13 protein-coding genes are annotated in these 19,946 nt (G+C 56.0%); 11 read left to right on the forward strand and 2 right to left on the reverse strand.

Going from position 1 to position 19,946, the window contains the following annotated elements; genetic code table 11:
* Positions 1–40: 40 nt before the first annotated feature.
* The 10 genes from HUO12_RS12500 (at position 41) to HUO12_RS14630 (ending at position 10,486) form a co-directional block, all read left to right on the forward strand.
* Entirely contained in the window at positions 41–505 is a 465-nt protein-coding gene (locus tag HUO12_RS12500) for a lasso peptide biosynthesis B2 protein (protein WP_176273912.1), read from the forward strand.
* 13 nt (positions 506–518) lie between these two features.
* Positions 519–2,465: an asparagine synthase-related protein gene (locus HUO12_RS12505; protein ID WP_176273913.1), complete on the forward strand. Its 1,947-nt coding sequence runs from the start codon at positions 519–521 to the stop codon at positions 2,463–2,465.
* Positions 2,452–4,191 carry an ATP-binding cassette domain-containing protein gene (locus HUO12_RS12510; protein ID WP_176273914.1) on the forward strand — a complete coding sequence of 580 codons (1,740 nt, stop codon included), beginning with the start codon at positions 2,452–2,454 and terminating at the stop codon, positions 4,189–4,191. Before HUO12_RS12505 ends, HUO12_RS12510 begins: the two co-directional genes overlap by 14 nt.
* The gene (locus HUO12_RS12515) at positions 4,184–5,401 is read left to right on the forward strand and encodes a nucleotidyltransferase domain-containing protein (RefSeq protein WP_176273915.1); all 1,218 of its coding nucleotides are present in this window, start codon (positions 4,184–4,186) and stop codon (positions 5,399–5,401) included. Before HUO12_RS12510 ends, HUO12_RS12515 begins: the two co-directional genes overlap by 8 nt.
* Positions 5,402–5,506: 105 nt before the next feature.
* The gene (gene rfbA, locus HUO12_RS12520) at positions 5,507–6,391 is read left to right on the forward strand and encodes a glucose-1-phosphate thymidylyltransferase RfbA (RefSeq protein ID WP_176273916.1); all 885 of its coding nucleotides are present in this window, start codon (positions 5,507–5,509) and stop codon (positions 6,389–6,391) included.
* A gap of 6 nt (positions 6,392–6,397) precedes the next feature.
* Positions 6,398–6,943 carry a dTDP-4-dehydrorhamnose 3,5-epimerase gene (rfbC, locus tag HUO12_RS12525; protein ID WP_176273917.1) on the forward strand — a complete coding sequence of 182 codons (546 nt, stop codon included), beginning with the start codon at positions 6,398–6,400 and terminating at the stop codon, positions 6,941–6,943.
* Positions 6,940–7,797: a dTDP-4-dehydrorhamnose reductase gene (gene rfbD, locus HUO12_RS12530; RefSeq protein ID WP_176273918.1), complete on the forward strand. Its 858-nt coding sequence runs from the start codon at positions 6,940–6,942 to the stop codon at positions 7,795–7,797. Before rfbC ends, rfbD begins: the two co-directional genes overlap by 4 nt.
* Positions 7,790–8,851, forward strand: a complete 1,062-nt coding sequence (gene rfbB / locus HUO12_RS12535; protein ID WP_176273919.1) for a dTDP-glucose 4,6-dehydratase — start codon at positions 7,790–7,792, stop codon at positions 8,849–8,851. The genes rfbD and rfbB overlap by 8 nt, the downstream gene beginning before the upstream one ends.
* Positions 8,848–9,849 (forward strand): class I SAM-dependent methyltransferase, encoded by a 1,002-nt coding sequence (locus tag HUO12_RS12540; protein ID WP_176273920.1) that lies wholly within the window; start codon positions 8,848–8,850, stop codon positions 9,847–9,849. Before rfbB ends, HUO12_RS12540 begins: the two co-directional genes overlap by 4 nt.
* 43 nt (positions 9,850–9,892) lie before the next feature.
* Entirely contained in the window at positions 9,893–10,486 is a 594-nt protein-coding gene (locus HUO12_RS14630) for a CatB-related O-acetyltransferase (RefSeq protein ID WP_269748049.1), read from the forward strand.
* Between the two features lie 31 nt (positions 10,487–10,517).
* Here the strand turns inward: HUO12_RS14630 and HUO12_RS12550 are convergent, their stop codons facing one another.
* On the reverse strand, positions 10,518–11,801 hold the full coding sequence (locus HUO12_RS12550; RefSeq protein WP_176273921.1) for an MATE family efflux transporter: 1,284 nt from the start codon (positions 11,799–11,801) through the stop codon (positions 10,518–10,520).
* A gap of 109 nt (positions 11,802–11,910) precedes the next feature.
* Between HUO12_RS12550 and HUO12_RS12555 the strand changes: the two genes are divergently transcribed.
* Positions 11,911–12,618 carry a sulfotransferase family protein gene (locus HUO12_RS12555; protein WP_332310415.1) on the forward strand — a complete coding sequence of 236 codons (708 nt, stop codon included), beginning with the start codon at positions 11,911–11,913 and terminating at the stop codon, positions 12,616–12,618.
* 32 nt (positions 12,619–12,650) lie between these two features.
* Here HUO12_RS12555 and HUO12_RS12560 read toward each other — a convergent pair whose 3' ends face one another.
* Entirely contained in the window at positions 12,651–19,937 is a 7,287-nt protein-coding gene (locus HUO12_RS12560; RefSeq protein ID WP_176273923.1) for a cadherin repeat domain-containing protein, read from the reverse strand.
* Positions 19,938–19,946 lie beyond the last annotated feature (9 nt).

Here is a 19,946-nt window from a genome sequence, read left to right on the forward strand (position 1 = left end):
AGCTTCGACTATCAAGGCCCAATTGCAAACTCTTGGCCAAATGGCGACCGTGCTGCGCGCGGAATGGCTCATACGCTTTCGATCAATGGCTGCGTGGCAGCACAGTCTTGGTGTTGTGAAATCCTCAGGATTTGAACGGTCGGAAGGCTCGTGCGCTGACGAGCCCGCTCTTCAATGCGCGAAGCAATGCGCCAAACGCGTCGAACGTGCTGCCTTTCGATTGCCTTACGAGCCTAGATGCCTGCCGAAGGCGATGGCACTGCAATGGTCACTAAGGCACCATGGAATCCCTTCACGCTTGGTCGTTGCAATGCGCAAGCAGTACCAGGTGAGTGGCGAAGCAGAAATCGCGCGGTTGCTTGAGGATGGAAACCGCTTCCATGCCTGGGTCGATCTCGGCGATGACATGCTCATCGGACATTGCGAGCGTTCGGAATATAGACCGATCTTTGCATTCGACCTGTCGCCGATAATCGCTCCGGCGGCTGGCGGCGCGCAAGGCTAGGCCAGCGAGCACCATGGGGCATCTCCTTTTCGCATTTGCCGTGGATCTGGCGCATGATGGCGGGTTCTCGGAGCAGTCTCGGGGAATTGTGCAATCGCTTGAAGCGGGCAAAGGGGGTTTTGTATCCGCGTGTGCAATTCGGTCGGGAGTAGTCGCGGTTCGCGAGGAATACTCTTTCAAGCCTGCTGGGCGGCAATCAGAACAGTGGGAGCCAGCTGAAGGCCCGGATGGGTGGCACACCGTCCTGATCGGCCGATTACAGGAAAGAGCGGTTGCGGCGCGCTGTCTCTCGCTCCCGCCAGACACCTCAGACGCAGCGATTTACGCCGCGGCTTATGGAAAGTATGGCGAGAACTGCGACGAGCATTTGCTTGGCGATTATGCCGCTGTGCAATGGCACGAAGAGCGCGGGCAGGTGCGTTTCGCCCGGTCGTCGATGAGCCTGCAGCCACTACATGTCTGGCGCGACGGAAGCCGAATTGTCGCGGCGTCCTTGCCGCGCAGCTTGATCGCTGCCGGGCTCGAGCCCCGGATTGACCAGATAATGCTGGAAGACAGCCTCTTGCTGAACTTCAGCGATGCAAGACGCAGTTGGTATCAAGGCGCGCATCGCGTAGCGGCTGGTAGCTTCGAAGTGCACACTGTAGGGCGCTGTAGCACCAGAAGGTCCTTCTCGCTCAAATGTGTGAAGCCGGTCCGGTTCGTGCGTGACGAGGAATATGTGGAGGCCTTGGACGAGCACTTTCGCCGCGCGGTTGTCGCAGAAAGCGAAGGAATTCATCGTCCGGCAATCTTGTTGTCTGGCGGCTTCGATTCTCAGTGCGTCACAAGCTATCTCGCGGGCGCTGGCCAATTTGAAAGTCCCATTGAGACGTTCACTTCCATCCCTCAAACCGGATATGTCGAACCTGAAAAACCCTATTCCTTCGGCGACGAAGCCCCCTATGTCCGGGCACTTGCAAAGCAATATCCGCAGCTCAATCCGCATTTTATTACTGGTGCGGATCGCCCCTTTGGCAGCGACCTGGCTGAAATCATGCGGTTGGGTGGGTGGCCCATGCGCAATGAAAGCAATCTGCACTGGATTCACGGGTCATATGAGCAAGCGGCGGGTATTGGTTGTGACGCCATGTTTGCAGGTGCAGCAGGCAATGCCACTTTCAGCTATGACGGGCTGACCGGCTATCCGACTTGGCTGCGCGAAGGGGATCTTGGGCGCTTGGTTGTGGAGCTGCGGGCACGCCGCGATGACCCGCGTTCCTTGCTGCGAAAATTCCTCGCCTTAGCAGTCATGCCTCATCTACCGGCAAGCGTGCGGGATACGATCCAGCAAAGGCGCGGAAGGGATAGCGATCCGTTTGAGAGCTGGTGTCCGATGAAAGCATCCCATGCCGAGTACAGCGGCGCATTGGATCGCGCCTTGGCAGCAGGCTTCGATCCGCGATTCCCTGCCTTGCGCAGCTCGCGCGAATGGCGAGCCAGTGCATTTGAAGAGATGCTCAATCAGGCAGCGGAAATCGAACTCGCGTTCCGCTTGCATCATGGGGTACCCTCCCGTGATCCCACTCTGTTTCAGCCACTGGTCGAGTTCACGACCGGGATAGCAGACGATCAGTATCTGCGCGATGGCGAGGATCGCTGGCTCGCGCGCCGGCTACTCAAGTGCCGGGTGCCCGAGATCGTTTGGCGCGAGCATCGCATTGGGAGGCAATCGCCTGACTGGGCTTTGCGCTTTCAGCGTGACCGCCAGGCATTGCTCGCCGAACTGCAAAGGTTGCGCAATGATAGCCAGCTTGCTGGCATTCTTGATCTGGATCGGCTGGAAGGCGATTTGCGGGATTGGGATGGCTCTGAGGACACCGCTGGCCTCTGGAAGCAAAAGGTCCACTCCGGCGTCAGCAGAGCGCTATCGACAGCCCGGTTCGTGCGCTATGTCGAGCGACGCAATGTCGGGGTCTGATGTGAACTTGGAGAGCAGCGAAGCAAGACATGCGCTTTCGCATGGCGACGCACTTCGCTTTATCCTCGGTTATGTGGGGCCGGGCCACTTGGCGCTGCTTGGGGCGCTTCTGGTTCTGACGTCGCTGAGCGAAGGCCTTGGCCTGCTTCTGCTTGTGCCGGTGACGCAACTCATCGTTGGAATAGATGCAACCAATCTGGAGCCCGCTTGGCTTGGCGATTGGGCGAATGTGCCGCCAGCCGTTTTGCTCGCAGGCGTGGTGGCATTGATCTGCGCGCGCGCGGCGCTGGTCTATGTGACGAATTATCTGCGTACAGAGATTGATCTGTCATTCACTCGCGATCTGCGGCGCGATGCGCATCGTGCGCTCGTCAGAGCGGAATGGCGTTGGCTTGCAGGGCGGCATAGCGCTGATCACGAGGCGCTATTGCTAGGTGAGGCCAACCGCGCTGGAATGCTGTTGGACCAAGCGCTCTTTCTGGCATCAGCAACGATTACGCTCTTGGTCTTGATCGCTGCAGCACTGCTCATTTCTCCAGACCTGACGCTCGGAGTTTTAGCCATAGCTGCCATTTTTGCCCTACCTTTCCTGATACTTAAAGGCCGCACCGCGCGTGATGCGGAAAGCTATGCGGATGCGTATGCCGGTCTGCACCGAGAGGTTTCGGGCGGATTGGCGCATCTGCGTTCTGCCCGTATCGCCGGGGCCGGTTCTGTAATGGAACAGCGCTTTTCGGATGCGAGCGAGCAGGTCCGCACCACTGAGCTTCGCTATGTGCGGCATGGCTTTATGCTTGTCGCCATCGTGCAAGCCGTGGCAGCCGCATTACTCGCCGGAATGGTCTATTTCGCGCTGATCAGAGGCGATGTTGCCTTGAGCATTTTTGTGCCCTTGCTGGCTCTGCTGGCGCGCTCGGCGCCGCTCGCGGGAGCGATCTTGCAAGGCATCCGGCAATGGCGTCACGCACAGCCTGCATTGGCGCGGCTCCGGGGCTTGATCGAAGAGGCGCGCGGTCATGCCGAAGTTGAATTTGTCGGTGCGGGATCGCGGCCGATACAGCTTGAACGAAGCATCGAATTGAAGGATGTAACTCTCAAGTTTGAAGGGCGCGAAGCACCTGTTTTTCATGCATTTTCCGCATCCATTGCCGCGAATTCTGTTACTGCAATTACGGGTCCATCAGGCTCTGGAAAAAGCTCTCTTGCAGACATTGTGAGCGGCCTGATCGAACCTGATGGCGGCACGGTGAGCGTCGATGACACACCGCTTGTCGGCCAAGCGCGCCTGCAGTGGAGAGCGCAAGTCGCTTATGCCGAGCAAGCCCCCTTCCTGTTTGCCGGAAGCATCGCCGAGAACATCGCTTGGGCTGCGCCGGACACGTCTTTTCACGAGGTTCAATCAGCGCTGGACGCGGCTTCTGCTGATTTCATAGATCGCTTGCCGGAGGGCGTGAACAGCGCTGTACAGGAAGAAGGACGGGGCTTTTCCGGCGGGGAGAAACAGCGGCTCGCTTTGGCACGCGCATTGCTGCGAAAACCGCAATTGCTAATCCTGGACGAGGTCACGGCATCGCTTGACCAGTCCAACAAGGATGCAATCATACAAAGTATCGAAATGATGCGGTCAAAATGCACAATCCTCATCCTGACGCATGATGAACAGTTTGCCGCCCTCGCTGATAACGTCATCGACCTCAGTGGTTTAGCGGATGAATCCAATGGCTGACGCATTGCCTGCAGCATATGCAGCCATCCTCGGTATTTGTGCTGATCCCGAGGGTAACCACGAGAATTTGCTCTCGAGATTACCCCTAGATCAGTGGCAGATGATGCGAGATCTCGCCATCAGAAGCCGGGTTGCGCCGCTTGTCGTGCAGACGCTCGACCGATGGAAAGCCGTTCCGAAAGACGCAGCGGAACCCATCGCAGACCTGCGCGAGCAAGCCCGGTTTCATGCGCTCGCTGCGCTTCAGACAGCCTCCGATGTCGGCCATGTGCTCTCCGTGCTTGCGGAGGATGGGCTGGAGCCGATTGTGCTGAAAGGCACGCCGCTCGCTTTCCAGATCTATCCCGATCCGGCGCTTAGACCGCTGCGCGATATCGACTTGCTCCTGAGCGCGGAAGAAACGCTTGCAGCGCAGGCCCTGCTCCTCGCTCATTCCGATTTCGAGCGTGTGCCAGGGGTTGCGCAATATGGCGTCGAGCACAGTCATCAGCTTCCGGAAATCCGCTATCGCAAGTCTGGCCTTGTGATCGAGTTGCATCACCGCTTGAATGCGCGCGGCTGGCCGCAAGAGCCTGAACTTGTCCAGGCAATGCGAACCAATGCCGAGGTCACCTCAGTCCTTGGCCAAGAAGTCCGCGTTCCCAGCCGGCAGGACAATTTTCTCCATCTGCTCGAACATGCAACGTTGCATCACCTGTTCGCAAACGGCCCGCTGGTGTTGGCTGATCTGCATTACCTCACCTCCGCCAGCGAGTGGGACTGGGATGCTATCATGGAGCGTGTAGATGCGCTCGCTCTCACGCGCAGCCTTGAGCTGGTTTGCGCGCTTGCTTCAGAACACGGCGCTACATGGGTTCCCGCCGCGCTTCTCGGCAAGAACACCGTTCCCAAATCACACTGCGCAGCAGCACGCGATGCGATGCTGGCGAGCGAGGACGATACACAGCAGCAGGCGATGCTTGGTCGGCTGGCTGAGCGGTCCGATGGCCGCATGGGCTGGAGCGCCGCTTTCTCGCGTGTTTTCCAGCCGGATGCCGCTCAGCTCAGCATGCTCTCGGGGCATCCCAAAAGCAGCGTCTTCAGATGGCTCGGCTACCCGAAATGGCTCTGGCGCAAAGCAAAACTATTCGCCGACGCGAAGGCTTCTGACGCATCGCGCAAAGCGGCCACTGATCGTCTGGCACTCTCGCGCTGGCTCGAAGGTGCCTGAAAGAGGTTGAAAGCCTGTCGAACTCGCGGGCTCTGCGATTGAAGGCGAACCGGGATTGCGCCATAGCTCGAACCGTCGGCGATTGGATGGAATAGGGAGCAGTAAGTGGCAGGGACACAGCGCAAAGGGATCATCCTTGCGGGCGGGTCCGGCACGCGGCTTTATCCTTTGACCCAAGGCGTGTCGAAGCAGCTGATGCCGGTGTTTGACAAGCCGATGATTTATTACCCGCTGAGCACGCTGATGCTGGCGGGCATTCGCGATATCCTCGTCATAACGACGCCGGAGGACGCGGAGCAGTTTCAGCGCGTGCTGGGTGATGGCTCGCAGTTCGGGGTCAGCATTTCCTATGCCGAGCAGCCCAAGCCTGAAGGCCTCGCGCAGGCCTATCATATCGGAGCTGATTTCGTTGCAGGCCATCCAAGCGCGCTCGTTCTGGGTGACAATATCTTTTACGGCCACGGCCTGCCCCAAGTCCTGCAAGCCGCCGACGCGCAAAGCACTGGTGCGTCGGTCTTCGCCTACCGCGTCAACAATCCGCAGGCTTACGGCGTGGTTGCATTCGATGGTGCTGGTCAGGCGGTGTCCATCGAAGAGAAGCCTGCAAACCCCAAGTCCAACTATGCCGTCACAGGCCTCTATTTCTATGACAAGACAGTCGTCGACCGCGCGCGCGATCTTGCCCCGTCCAGCCGCGGCGAGCTGGAGATTACTGACCTCAACCGGCTTTATATGGATGATGGCACGCTAAGCGTCCAAATCATGGGGCGCGGCTTTGCCTGGCTCGACACCGGCACGCATGGCAGTCTGCTTGATGCAGCCAGCTATGTCCGCATCACGGAAGAGCGGCAGGGTCTGAAGATCTGCTGCCCTGAAGAAATCGCGTGGCGCCAAGGTTTTATCGATGATGCGCGGCTGGAAGAGATCGCACAGCCGCTGAGGAAATCCGGCTATGGCGAGTACCTCCTTTCGCTGCTGAGCGGAGCCTGATCAGCGATGCAAGTGATCGAATGCGATATTCCAGGGCCACTGATTATCGAGCCTCGCGTCTTCGGCGACGAGCGGGGCTTCTTCATGGAAAGCTGGAATGAAGCTGCTTTTGCCGAGGCAGGCCTCGATCTCACATTCGTGCAGGACAATCACAGCCGCTCGCAAAAGGGTGTGCTGCGCGGGATGCATTTCCAGAACCCGGGCGCGCAAGGCAAGCTGGTGCGCGTCACAGCAGGCGCAGTCTTTGATGTCGCCGTCGATTTGCGGAAGTCTTCGCCGCATTTCGGTGAATGGGTGGGGGTAGAGCTGAGCGCTGCAAACAAGCGGATGTTCTGGGTGCCTGAAGGCTTCGCACACGGCTTCCTGACGCTCGAAGACAATACGGATTTCCTCTACAAATGCACTGCGCCATACGCGCCGGCGCACGAGCATTCGCTGGCGTGGGATGATCCGGCAGTCGGGATCGACTGGCCGCTCGCGGGCCTGGATGTGCAATTGAGCGCGAAGGATCGCGCCGGCAAGCGACTGAACGAGATCGGGGCTTTCTCATGAAGGTGCTGATCTTCGGTGCGGGTGGTCAGGTCGGGGCTTCGCTCCTCGCTACAGCGCCTGCGAAATACACCCTTGAGGGGGCCGCCCGCGCGGACTGCGATCTTTCCAGCGAGACCGCCCTCGAAGATTTCATCGCGGCGCGGGAGCCCGCGCTCATCATCAATGCGGCTGCCTACACCGCCGTTGACGCAGCCGAGAGCCATATCGAAGAATGCTATGCCATAAATCGTGATGCGGTAGGAATCATGGCGCACGCCTTGCAACGATGGGAAGGTAAGCTGGTTCACTTGTCGACCGATTATGTCTTCGATTGTCGATCGAGTCGCCCCTATCTCCCGGACGACCACAGGCATGCGCTCGGCGTGTACGGAAAGTCCAAAGCAGCTGGCGAGGATGCGCTGCGCAGGGGCGACCTGCTGGTCCGCGGGTCGTGGATCTATTCTGCTGGCGGAGCCAATTTCGTCACCACTATGCTGCGTCTGATGTCCGAGCGAGACGAAGTCCGCGTCGTGGCCGACCAGATCGGCGCACCGACATGGGCTACTGGGCTTGCCAAGACGATATGGGGCCTCATTGCCGCAGAGGCGAACGGCACATTCCATCATAGCGATGCGGGCGTGGCCAGCTGGTACGATTTCGCCGTCGCAATCCAGGAAGAGGCGCGAGCCATCGGCCTGCTCGAAAGAAGCATCCCGATCATTCCCATCGCCAGCAGCGAGTATCCCACCGCTGCCCGGCGTCCTGCCTTCTCGCTGCTCGACAGCAGCGCAACTCGCGATCTGCTGGGCGATGGATACACGCATTGGCGCGATAATCTTCGCAAAATGCTGAAAGAGGAACAGGCTCTTGGCTAATCTGATGGTCACTGGCGGTGCCGGCTTTATTGGCGGCAATTTCGTCCATTACTGGGCGGAAAAGCACCCGGATGACGCGCTGATCGTGCTCGATGCGCTGACCTATGCGGGGAATGAATCTACGATTGCGGGGGTCGAACAAGCAGAGCTGGTTGTCGGCGATATTTGCGATACGGAGCTGGTCGAAAAACTGCTGCGCGAGCGCGACATTTCGACGATCGTGCACTTTGCAGCGGAAAGCCATGTCGACCGATCGATTACCGGGCCTGACGCATTCATCGAGACCAACATTCTCGGCACGAACAGCTTGCTGAAGGCGGCGCGCAAGGTCTGGCTCGATGAAGGTACAGGCCAGCCGCACCGCTTCCATCACATATCAACTGACGAAGTGTTCGGCTCGCTCGGACCCGAAGACCCGGCTTTCCACGAGGCGACGCCCTATGCACCAAACTCGCCTTATTCGGCATCCAAGGCGTCGTCCGATCATCTGGTGCGCGCCTATCATCACACCTTCGGGTTGGAAGTGACGACAAGCAATTGCTCGAACAATTACGGGCCCTATCAGTACCCTGAGAAGCTGATCCCGCTATTTCTCTTGAACGCGCTCTGCGGCAAGCCGCTGCCGATCTATGGCGACGGTATGAATGTGCGCGACTGGCTCCATGTCGAGGATCATTGCCGCGGGATCGAGGCATGCCTGGATCGAGGAACGCCGGGTGAGACCTACAATATAGGCGGCGGGGCAGAGCTGCCCAACATGGCGGTCATCGATACCGTTTGTGCAGAAGTGGATTTGGCATTTGCGCATGTAGAAGGGCTCGCTGATCGTTATCCCGATGCGCCCGCAGCGCAGGGCCGAAACAGCTGGGAGCTCAAGACTTTCGTGGAAGACCGTGCAGGGCATGACCGTCGTTATGCGATCGACGAGACAAAAGCGCGCGCTGAGCTTGGCTATGCGCCTGCGCGCGGGTTTGATGAAGGCTTGCGCAGTACGCTACGCTGGTATCTGGACCGCGAGGATTGGTGGAAGCCTTTGCTGAAGGAAATCAGATGACTGCTGAGGCATGGCCGAAGGACTGGCTAGAACCAGTGCATGCCTGCCTCTTTTGCGGCTCCAGCGAGCTGGAGCCATTTCTCGATGGAGTGCGCGATTGGTACTTTGAGGCTGTACCCGGCGAGTTTACCTTCTCGCGTTGCCTTCGCTGCCAATCACTGGTGTTAGACAATCGTCCGCGACCTGAGCACATTGCGAAGGCCTATGCCGGATATTACACAACGGCAGAGCACCCCCCCGATGACGAAGCTCTTTCTGTCAAAGGGGCGCTCAGGCAAAGGGTCAGGATTGGTTATGCAAGGGCGAGATTTGGGGCTTCGTCTGACGTCATAGATCAAGGCATCGCCTTCGCGACACGCTTCTTGCCGGCCCGCAAACGCTCGATTGAAATCCAGTACCGTTTCCTTCCCGAGGCTCAGGACAGGCAGCTTCAAGTGCTTGATTATGGCTGCGGCAATGGCGACTATTTGGAGCGTGTTGCAGAGATTGGTCATGAGGCTTTGGGTGTCGATTTCGATCCCGATGCCGTCAGCCTTGCCCGCTCGCGCGGTCTAAACGTGATCGAGAATGACGCTATTGATGAGGGTGCGTTCAAGCAACGCTTTCACCATATTACTGCCAATCATGTGCTAGAGCATGTCGATGATCCTGTGCGGCTGTTGAAGCGCTTCCACGCTTGGCTGAAGCCAGGTGGTAATTTGTTTCTGGAATTGCCTAATGCCCGATCTCGCGGGCTCAGCGCAGATGGCAGGTTCTGGCGCGGGCTGGAGGCTCCGCGTCATTTTGCACTGCCTTCCAAGTCGGGATTAGATAGTGCGCTTGCTCGAAGCGGCTTTGTGGACTTCGATCAAATCGAACGGCCGGAGCTCGAAGAGGCTATGGCGAACCATGCACTCGCAATCAAAAAGCGCTTTCCGCAAGTTAGTTCAGGTGTGGGACTTCCAGGGGACCCGTCCGAAGGCGAATTCATTACTGCTATTGCCCGCAAGGGTGCATAAGCGCTTATCCCGTTTGCACCTCACGGCTTTAGGAGCGTTGGCATTGCGCGGACTAACATTTCTCAAACGCTTGTTCGGCCTGAAACAAGGCCCGGTTATGCTTGCGAACAAATACCCGCAGTATGAAATTGGGAGGGGCAGCTACGGAGAGCTAAAGATCGTTGACTATGGCGAGGGCACAAAGCTCCGGATGGGGGCGTACTGCTCCGTCGCGCAAAACTGCACCATTCACCTTGGCGGCGGCCATCGTAGCGACTGGGTGACGACCTATCCATTTTCTGTTCTTGAGCCGAGCTTGTCCGATATCCCCGGGCATCCGATTTCGCGCGGTGACGTCAATATCGGGAGCGATGTATGGATCGCCAGCGATGTGACAATCCTTTCGGGGGTCACCATAGGTCACGGAGCCGTGATCATGACGGGAGCAGTCGTTACTCGCGACGTGCCTCCATATGGGATCGTCGGTGGCGTTCCCGCAAAGCTTATCCGTTCCCGGTTCGAAAACCAGATCATTGAGCAGCTTTTGGAAATTGCTTGGTGGGATTGGCCAGCTGATCGGATCACGGCGGCAGGACCGCTCCTTCTTTCCGATGATATTTCTGAGTTCATCGAAAAGGCAAAGCGAAACGAGGTCTAGGCGACGTAGACCATTACAAATTGTGCGATGCTTAGGCGTGAGCCGCCTCGTTCGCGCGAACAAACTTTTGCAGCAGAATGGTCGAAACAACGTTCCGCAAGATCGCGATGGTCAAAATTCCCATCGCAGCACCAACGATGCCCAATCGAGAGATTGCGTAGGCACCGATGCAGATGCCCATCAGAGTTGCAAAGATCTCGATCGAAAGCGCAACCCTATGCTTGCCTATCATGATCAAAGCGGCTCCAAGCGGGCCGAAACCGAGGTGTATAAGCTGAGCGACGATGAGTAGCTGGAGTGCAGCTGCGCCTTGCGTGAATTCTTCTCCGAATAGCGCAAGTACGAAGTCGGGTTTCCAAATGACTAGCGCTGCGAATGGCAGTGCCAGTCCAATACCGACCAACCCCACCTTATGTGTGAGTGTAGCGACTTCGCGAAATCGTCCGTCGCTTGCAGCCTTTGACAGCCAAGGGCTTGTCATGGTCGCAAAGGAAGAGTTGATCAGCATTATCAACCCCGCAATTTGAAAGGAAACGCGATAAATCCCCGTGCTTGCCGCGCCTTCAAAGAAGGTAACAAGTGATAGGAGAAGCCATTCGTTCGCCGTTGCGAGCAAATAGGGGGCTGCAACAACAACCCCAGCAAACTGCGCGGGAGTTGGACTGCGAAAACCGGCGAAACCTCCAATGAGCTGGCGAGAAGCGGAGATTGCAAGTAATCCTACTAGAACGACACCGCCAGCGTACAAGTACGCGGGTGTAAAGGCATCATTTGGTCCGCCAAACGCGACCAGTGCGAGTAGGCAAAGCGCGGTGAAGCCAGTGTAGGCCACCCCATCGAGTGACTGAGAGAGCAAGACCCTTCGACCAGTGCGCAGCAATGCGCAGGACAATCGGATAACTGGAAGTACTAGCACCAACGGGCTCAGCACATAGATGAAAGTCGTGAGCTCTGGCTCCGCACCTAAGGTTTGCGTGAGAAACGGGGCTGCTAGCACCAGTCCTGCAAAAAGGCACACGGCAAATATAAGTATGTTTCGCAGGGATCGACCGTAAAGCTGTGCGGCGACGCCTTTTGTCCTGTCGCTGATTGCCCCCCCCAGCTCTCGGATCAGGACAATATCAAATCCAGACAAGGCGATTATCGAAGCAAGCCCTGCTGAAACGAGAGCAAGCTGGAAAAGCCCCAAAGAGCTCGCACCGAACTGTCTTGCGATCAGCCAGCTCAACGCAAAGCTTGCGATTGCGCCAAAGGCTTTCAGGGCGAAGCCTATGCCCAAATCAACTCTGAGTTTCGGATCAATCGCGCTCATCATATCGCCGCTCGCTTGAACCTGTGTCTTTCACGAGCGTCCAGCCGCTTACCGCATTGTAACCGGACATTTATCAATCGCACATCTAATCCCCGAGCCGAGTTTTTAAGTGGTGCGGAGACGCAAAACACCTGCTGAAGAAGACAGAACCGGCAGCGCTAACTGTAAATGTGGCACCGGAGAAAGGGAACCTTTGAACGCACATCAGTCCAAAGTATTTTGCATTGGTTTCCAGAAGACCGGCACAACCAGCATGAACAAAGCGCTCAGTTTGCTCGGCTATCGGGTCAAGAGCGTGTTCGGACGCGATCTGACGCTCGAGAGCTTGTCAGAGCAGTATGTCAGGCATGGGCTGGAGATTGCTGCGGGCTACGATGCTGTTGAGGATATGCCTTGGCCGCTTCTTTTCCGCGAACTGGATAGCAGGTTCCCAGGTTCGAAATTCATTCTTACCGTGCGCGACACAAACTCATGGTTTAATTCGATCGCTGACCATTTTGGCACGGCGCCTGATGTGATGCAGCAGCTTACTTATGGCGCAGACGCTCCATACCCTGTGGGGCACGAAACGCGCTATCGTGGCGTTTATGAAGCCCACAATGAAATCGTTCGCGAGTATTTCGCGGACCGTCCGTCGGATCTGCTCCAGATGGACCTGGCAACCGGCCATGGATGGGCGGAACTAGGCAGTTTCTTGAACCGAACTGACACACCAGAAGGTCCTTTCATTCGCGCCAACTCAAAAGAGGAACGGGAGTCTCTCTCGTACCGGCTGAAACGCAAAGTCCAGCGTATGAAACAGCTTTTGCCACAGCGATGATGCTTTCGTTCTCTACGCTGGCGGTCCGCAGCCTAAAGATGCTCCACGCTGAATTCTAGCAACGTGTTATGTCGTGTCCCGTTCGCAAGGGGCGACATGAACATCACCGCAGATGTCGGTGGCAAAGCAAATGGTAGAATTTGTGCGCGATCTTTATTTGGCGCTTGCAAGGCGCCAGCGAATGTTACCGTCCATTCACCTCCAATAAGGTCAACGCAAACCTCCTGTGTTGCGCAATCCGGATAGACCCACGTCTTGTTGCCAGTGGTGATCCGGAATGACCCATCCCAGTGACGAGACAGTATGAAATGGGAGCTGAAAGGACTATCTAGTTTTGCGAGCCCCCAGCAGACGCCGCCACCCTGTCCCCAGCGCGCCTTGAATCTCAACCCGTCTGTTCTTGCGAGATCGTCAGTGTGTTGTACCCAGTCGCTATGTGAAACCACTGACAGCGCTCCATTGTGGACGGAAATGGCCCCGCCGCAACCATCGACGAGCTGATAGCTGGATTGGGCCTCTAGACTTGTGCCGTCGGCATACGCTTCAAAATCGTCGGTGATCTTCGACACTTGGCTCCAAGTGGTAACCAAAAAGTCGGAAGAGTGTGAACCAATTGAAAGTGTGGCAGTGGTCGTTTGGCCTGAAATGAGAGAGCTCATGGCTCGAACTTCAATCTGGTCTCCGCGTTGCACAAAGGTATTCGCACCGCTCCAGTCGCCATTGTTTATTCGGAATTCCCCATCAACAATGGATATAGGCAAGTTCCTGCCAGCAGACAGCCTCGCGACCTTGATTGTGCTTTGGCAAATTGCGAATGACTGAGGCGGGACGTCGAATGCAGCAGCGAGCGTGAAAGGAGCTCCATCTTCTTCAACGCTAGGCGTGTTCGACCATGAGAGGTCTTCCAGCGCCAACGGTAGTGACGGCCTGGTGGCGGCCGCATCAGCGACTTCGTTAAGCGCAAGGAAGTTTGCATCAAATCCCGACAACTCACATGTAACGCTTATCTGGATCGGCGTATGGTCGACACGATCAGCATCGGCGAACCACAGCGTCGTGCGCCAAGTTTGCCCATCTTTCCAGCAGCCATTGCGCTCAACGATCTGCGCGCCAGTGATGGCGCTGAGGACGCGATCTCCAACCGGGTTCGCGTCAGCGCTTTGGAAATGCTGATAGCTTGGCCAATCTCGATTGCCAGCGCGATCGGTTATTGTTCCTCTAATCGAGACTTCGTCGCGCCCGGATGGCGTTAGGATACCCCCCGAACTTGCCGACAATTCAAAACGAGGCACTGCCGAGCCATTTGCTGGACCAGGATTGAATGGGTTGCCTGGAAGCAGGCTTGGAAGTTGGGTTTCGCCTTCGAGAATTTCGTAGCTGCGCAGGTTGGCAGTGGCCTGACCGTCCTGCGTACCGGTAACAGTCCATGCACCCATGATATCAACTTGTGGGTGTGCGGCAATCGAACCTGTGCCGATGCTTTGCTCGACCCAGTCCTGTAATTGCGCAGAATTGTGTGAGATATCGACCAAAAAGCCGAGATAGTTAAACTCAGCATCCCGGATCACGTTCGTGTAATCGGCGATGCGCCCATTCGCGAAAGTAGAATTGTAGCATTGCGTTCCGATATCAATGGCAACTCCACTTCCAGGACCTTTAAAGTAGAAGTCTTTGAACATGTAATTGGCGGCGTATCCAAGACCCTTATAGGGAGCCTTGGCGTGCAGCTTGATGCCTTGACTGGTCATCGGCTCAACGGCAACTTTATCGCGATCTTTGTGATCTGAGACGACGAATCCCTCTTCGCAATCATGACATGAGTTATCGTCAAACTTTGGAATCTGGGCCTGCAGGTGACGGCAACCTTCTTCCATACTGACGCTAACAGCAGACGGGTCGAGCGGCACACCCACGCCCATCGTGACGGGGTGGGCATAACGCAGGTTGCGATATTGGAGGCTACTATTGCCAGAAGAACAGCTGTGATTTTGTCGCCAGCTGAAAGCTGAATTTGCGCTTCCGGCCCAACAATTCCTCAGGATCACTTGGCGCGCTTGGTTATGAAAGGCCGTACCATGATGCCCGCTCATGAATCCTAAGAGTTCATGATGATCGCCGGATGCGGCCGGTATAAACCCATCCCCAGGACAGTTCGAGGAATAGCAGTTCTCCCACTGTCCAATCTCCGAGCCCAATTCTGTCGAGAACCCCGTTGCGCGGAATCCGTGCACAATGCAGTCCTTCAGATGGGCGCGGCTGTGGTTTTGGACATACCCTCGACCGGGTGAGACTGTACCCGGCGAATTATGGATGGCTAACCCTTCGGAGATCGTTGCCCGACGGCCAAAGAATGGGCCGCACCAATAATCGTGCACAGCATAGCGTTCGATCGGATTTTTAGCATCAACTAGAAATTCCCTGCCTTCCGCCTCGCGCAGCCCCGAAGCAGTATCGTTTTGTCCTGGTACGAAGAGACTCGCATCAATACGACTGCGCCCTAAGTCCTTGAACTCAGCAAATTTGCGCACACAATCTTCGTGGAACATGTGCATAGTGTGCGCGCGGCGATGCGCATTGCTGCCTTTTTCGTCGGTGCAAAATCCGAAGATACATATTGATCGCGTTAGATTCTGGACCGGAAACCGCAGATTGACGGGCGTTCCGTCATTGAGTGCATCGCTGTGATTGACGTGATTGTAAAAGAGCGCTGAGTCCAATGTGACGGACCCGCCGGTTATTGCGGTTATGGTTCGAATCTCGTCTTGAGAATTGATCTTGAAACTGGTCGCGAAATGCTGCTTGCCGGACCACTCGTCAGGCATGTCGGCATTGTCAGAGCGCTCCGGCCCCCAATATCCAAGTGGTCCCGTGTAGCGCGCATCCACGCTATCTGGATCAGTAAATGCTGTTCCGGGAATGAGAATTCTGTCTCCTACATTCCAGCGATCCGGGATGTGCTCAAAGCTCAGCTGTTGCGAACCTGCAGCAACGTCCTCGACGAATACTGCGGCGCACTTCTCTTCCCCCCAGATGCGTAACTTGCCCATGGTTACAAAACCAAGGCGTAAGCTCGCCTCGGGATCGTCTAGACCAATCAGTCCAATCGCTGCCTTTGGAACGCGTCTACCAGCGTGTATGAGCCCGCTATCCAAGACTGGATTTCCCGCATGGCCGATTTCAACTTCGCTACCGCTTAGCGCAAAGAGATTCTCAGTAAGCAGGAAGGTTTGCACTGACGGATCGAACCGAAGTCGGGCGCCCGTTTGGACGACCACGCCCTTCAGGGCAAACGACGCATACGCACTGCGCGCGGACGCGCTGTCATCCTCGATCTCTGCCAAAATTTGCCCGACATTGGATGTCCCGATTGGCGTGATGATATCGTAAACGACCTCATGCCGAATTTCCACGACTGACCCTGCTGTTGGTAAGGTCCCTCCATCCCAGGTCGAGGCAGATGACCAATTGCCGCTCCGAACACTGCGATGTGTCGCATTGCCAAGCGATGTATCGATCTCGGATTCCAGCGCGGCTACATCGTGCCAATAATCCGGATCGATCCCAAGTTCGCCATCGCGCGAGCCTGACAATGTCATCTGATAGTTTATTGTATTGTCAGGTTCTTCAGGAAGATTTGTCTGAGCTGCGTTCGAAAGCAACCATTGGTTGGCCTTCTCGCTTGCGAGCGCATGGTCGGCGACTGTGGTTTCATCGATCACCACTACACAACGCAAGATGCCACCCAGAGAATCGCCGGGACGTCCGATTACGAATTCACTCCATTCGCTCGCATCGATGCCTTGCCATTCGATTATATGCTCTTGACCATCATCGAGTGCATCATGCAGCGCGTCGGAATCTGTGACTTGATTGCCGTCAACGAGACAAGTGCCGGCCAGGGCAATCGCTATACCATCCTGATATCGGCCCGGGCCACCGGAACCGTTCGAAACTGGCGTTCCGCGTGCATCATCGGCATTTTTCGCGAATGCAAGCAGCGCGGTAAAGGTGCCGCCTGAAATGGGATAGCGAATGTTGTTATTGGCGCTCTCGTGTGAAAAGACCGCGCCGAGTTTGCTATCGATAACGGGTCTTTGAGTAGCAAAAGCTTGTGTGAAATGGTTGCCGTGACCGGAAAGATCGGTTGCGATCCAACCAATGGTATCATCCGCTTGCCTTAGATCAGCAAAGGCGGACTGCGTTGACCCAGCCAAAGCAGCGGCTAGCTCCTCGGCGGTGGTCGGAGCTTCTGAAAGGTCGCCGACGCCTATTGTAACGATAGTATCGTTCGGGCTGTTTGCTCCCTCCGGGTGGGTCTCACGCAATACGATCTGAAAGGATTGGTTCTCTTCGAAATCGACGTTGGTGCTTCCGCATGTGATGTTTTCTCCATCTAAGGCGAAACGGTCTCCGGCACTGTCGATCAAGGTGAGTGTTGCGCCATTGGTTTGCCCAATGACTGTGCCAATGATTGATCCCTCGAGGGCATTTTCAGCCACATGAGCGTTGGATAGAGCGAGGGTATGGAGCTCAATCTCACCAACATTAGAAACAAGTACCGTTAGTAGGGTGTCGCGGGGGCTGTTCGCCGCGTCGCTATGCGTCTCGCGGACGGTGATCAGGTGTTCCCTCTGATCCTCATAGTCCAACGATGGACCGTTCACCGTTAGAGCGTCGCCGATGACGCTAAACCGGCCGTCGGCATCATTTGTAAGGTCGAGGATTGAGCCGGCTGTTCTGTTCACAAACGTGCCAATTTCCAAACCTGCTTGCGCGTTTTCAGGCACTGCATTGCTTGAAAGATTCAGCTCATTAAGCACGGCTTCTGCCGCATTCGCTACGTTGATAGTGAGTTCAGTTTCGCGCGGACTATTGTACGCGTCTGGAAGGCTCTCCTGAACCACTATCGAATGGGTTTGAGCGCTTTCAAAATCGAGCGGTGTTTGGCCGGTCACCAGTTTTGCGTTTGTCAGCGCGAACCTGCCGCCAGCATCATCAAGCAGGCTCAAACTGCTTCCTGCCGAGACGTTGAGTAAAGAGGCGAAGACAGTGTCTGGCACCTCACCCTCAGCAATGGCATGTGCGCTTAGCGTTAATTCGCCTAGGGCCACTTCCTGCACATTTAGCACAGTAATGTCGAATGAAGTCTCTTTTGGACTGTTGCCAGCACTACCATGTGTTTCTGCAATGGTGATATTGTGCGATTGTGCAGTCTCGAAATTGAGCGGCACGCTACCTAGAACAAGGGCACCATTGGAAATCGCAAACCGCCCTCCTGCTGAATCGCTAAGTGTCAGAGTTGATCCGATTGATGTGCCTATGATGGTCGATACAAGATGACCAATCGCTCCGGCTTCCGATACTTTGTCATGCGCAAGTCCGAGCTCAGACAGCATCGCAACAGGTTCTGGCAGCAGAGAGGATTGAGCGCCAACTGCATCTGCAAGTCGCCGCTTTGCGCCAAGACGATCGTACGCGACCACCGGCTTCTTCATATTGGACAGTAGCGCCCCAGAGGGAGAAAAGTTCTCGTTATTAGCATCTGCGAAGAGGTCTGCCTCTTCCCCGGCTTGAACCGTTTCCGTTGCGCCGGCGAGGATCGTTCCCGAGGCATGGATGTGATTGTCCTTTACAACACCAAGGCCGATGTCGGGTCCGTCGCTGATGAAGCTTTCGAACACATTGTTTGCGATGAGCGAGTATTCTCCGAGAGGCCCGTCGCGTAGCAAAAGATGCTGCCTGCTCAATGTATTGTGCGCGATAACCACATGGCTCTTGGCACCTGTGCGGCTGATTTGGCTAAAGCCGCTGAAGTCTTCTATCTCATCAAAAGTATTGTTCACATAGAAGCAGTCTTTAATATTGAAATTGCTAGACAGCCAAATTATCTGTCCTTGAAAATCGAGTGTTCGGTTCGCTTCAATGATCGTGTTTTCAGTGTCCGCGCCTGAGGACATCTGTGAAAAATCGCTGTGAAGATCGATAAAGGTCTGGAAGGTGGTGCCAACTAACCCAACCGGCTCGTCGTCAAATGTGAAGCCGCGGCCCTCTATAACTCCGACGTGCCCGGCCTGACGAGTGTCATCATGGAGAATGGCTGCCCAATCGGCCAGCGCGGCGCTTTGATTGATGAAGTCAACTAGGTCGCTGACCCAATATGTGCCGGAATCTGATTCCCAGTTTGCAGTAAGGCTGTCATAGCTAGCGACGTCATTTCCCTCGACCCGGAAGATAAACCTGCGATACGCGTTCGAACCGGCTCCTCCCTTCAAGCTCGATAATGTCGCACTTCCCGAGCCTGAATAGCTAATGGTAAGCGCATCAAGGTGAGTCCGGAAAAAACTGCTATCATGGTTTATGACGGTATTACCTATTAGGCACCGCGGTTGAGCCGCGAAATCGTTGTAGCAGTTGTTGGCTTTGCAACCGCGAACCAGGTTCGCATTGGCGACGGGCGAGTCGATGCCTTCAAAAGTTGCTTCGGTAAACCAGGGAGAGTTTCGTACCGCCGTTGCGCCGTTACGGGTGGTTCCATTCCAAAGCGAGATGTGCCCGTCCGTATGAAGCAAATTGCAACCATCTAGCCAGTGGTCTCCTAGCCCTTCATTGAAGAGCACTTCGATACTGGACATATCCAGAATTACATTGGCTCCCTTGAAGCGCAGACGGTCATATTTGCTTCGCATATGACCGGTTGTATCGCCGTCGTATCCAATGGTGGCCGCAACTCCGTCTGCAGCTGTAATCGTGGCATACCCAGTGCCGACATAGGCTGCTCCAATCACGACATCTGCAACGGAATATCGACCCGTCTTGCCTACCGTGATCAGCGGGTTATTTGCACCTGCCTGCCAAGCGGCGTGCAATGCTTCCGAAATGTCACTCGAGGTTTGAGGAGCGGCGGCGTTGTCCGGATCGACGGTCCATTCGAAATCGTGCTCATTGTCTGTCAGTGTGTACGCAAATGGACCGATAGCCCTACTTTGCAAGGCTGGGTCGGCAGGCACCGCTTCGGCATAGAGATGAGCTTCGCCGACTAGTTCGTCCGGTCGTTTGAGACGGATCCACCAGGCGCGATAGGCCACGAATTCTCCATTCGCATCTTGAAACGCCCGCAATGAGGGTGCGGGTATTTCGTGGGTATTGCCTTCGAATGTGACGCGGACATGAGACAATCCGTTGCGATCAAGAAGAGTGCCCTCATTGTTGGCCCAAGCTGAAAACCCGACCAGAAGCTCATCTGTGAAATGCTGATTTGGAGGGACGATCAGGCGGATTGCCGGCTTCGCTGTGGTTCGAACCGGATCGGTCGGAATCACCGTGAAGCC

It is taken from the genome of Altererythrobacter lutimaris (genome assembly GCF_013371495.1).
Classification (GTDB): domain Bacteria; phylum Pseudomonadota; class Alphaproteobacteria; order Sphingomonadales; family Sphingomonadaceae; genus Erythrobacter; species Erythrobacter lutimaris_A.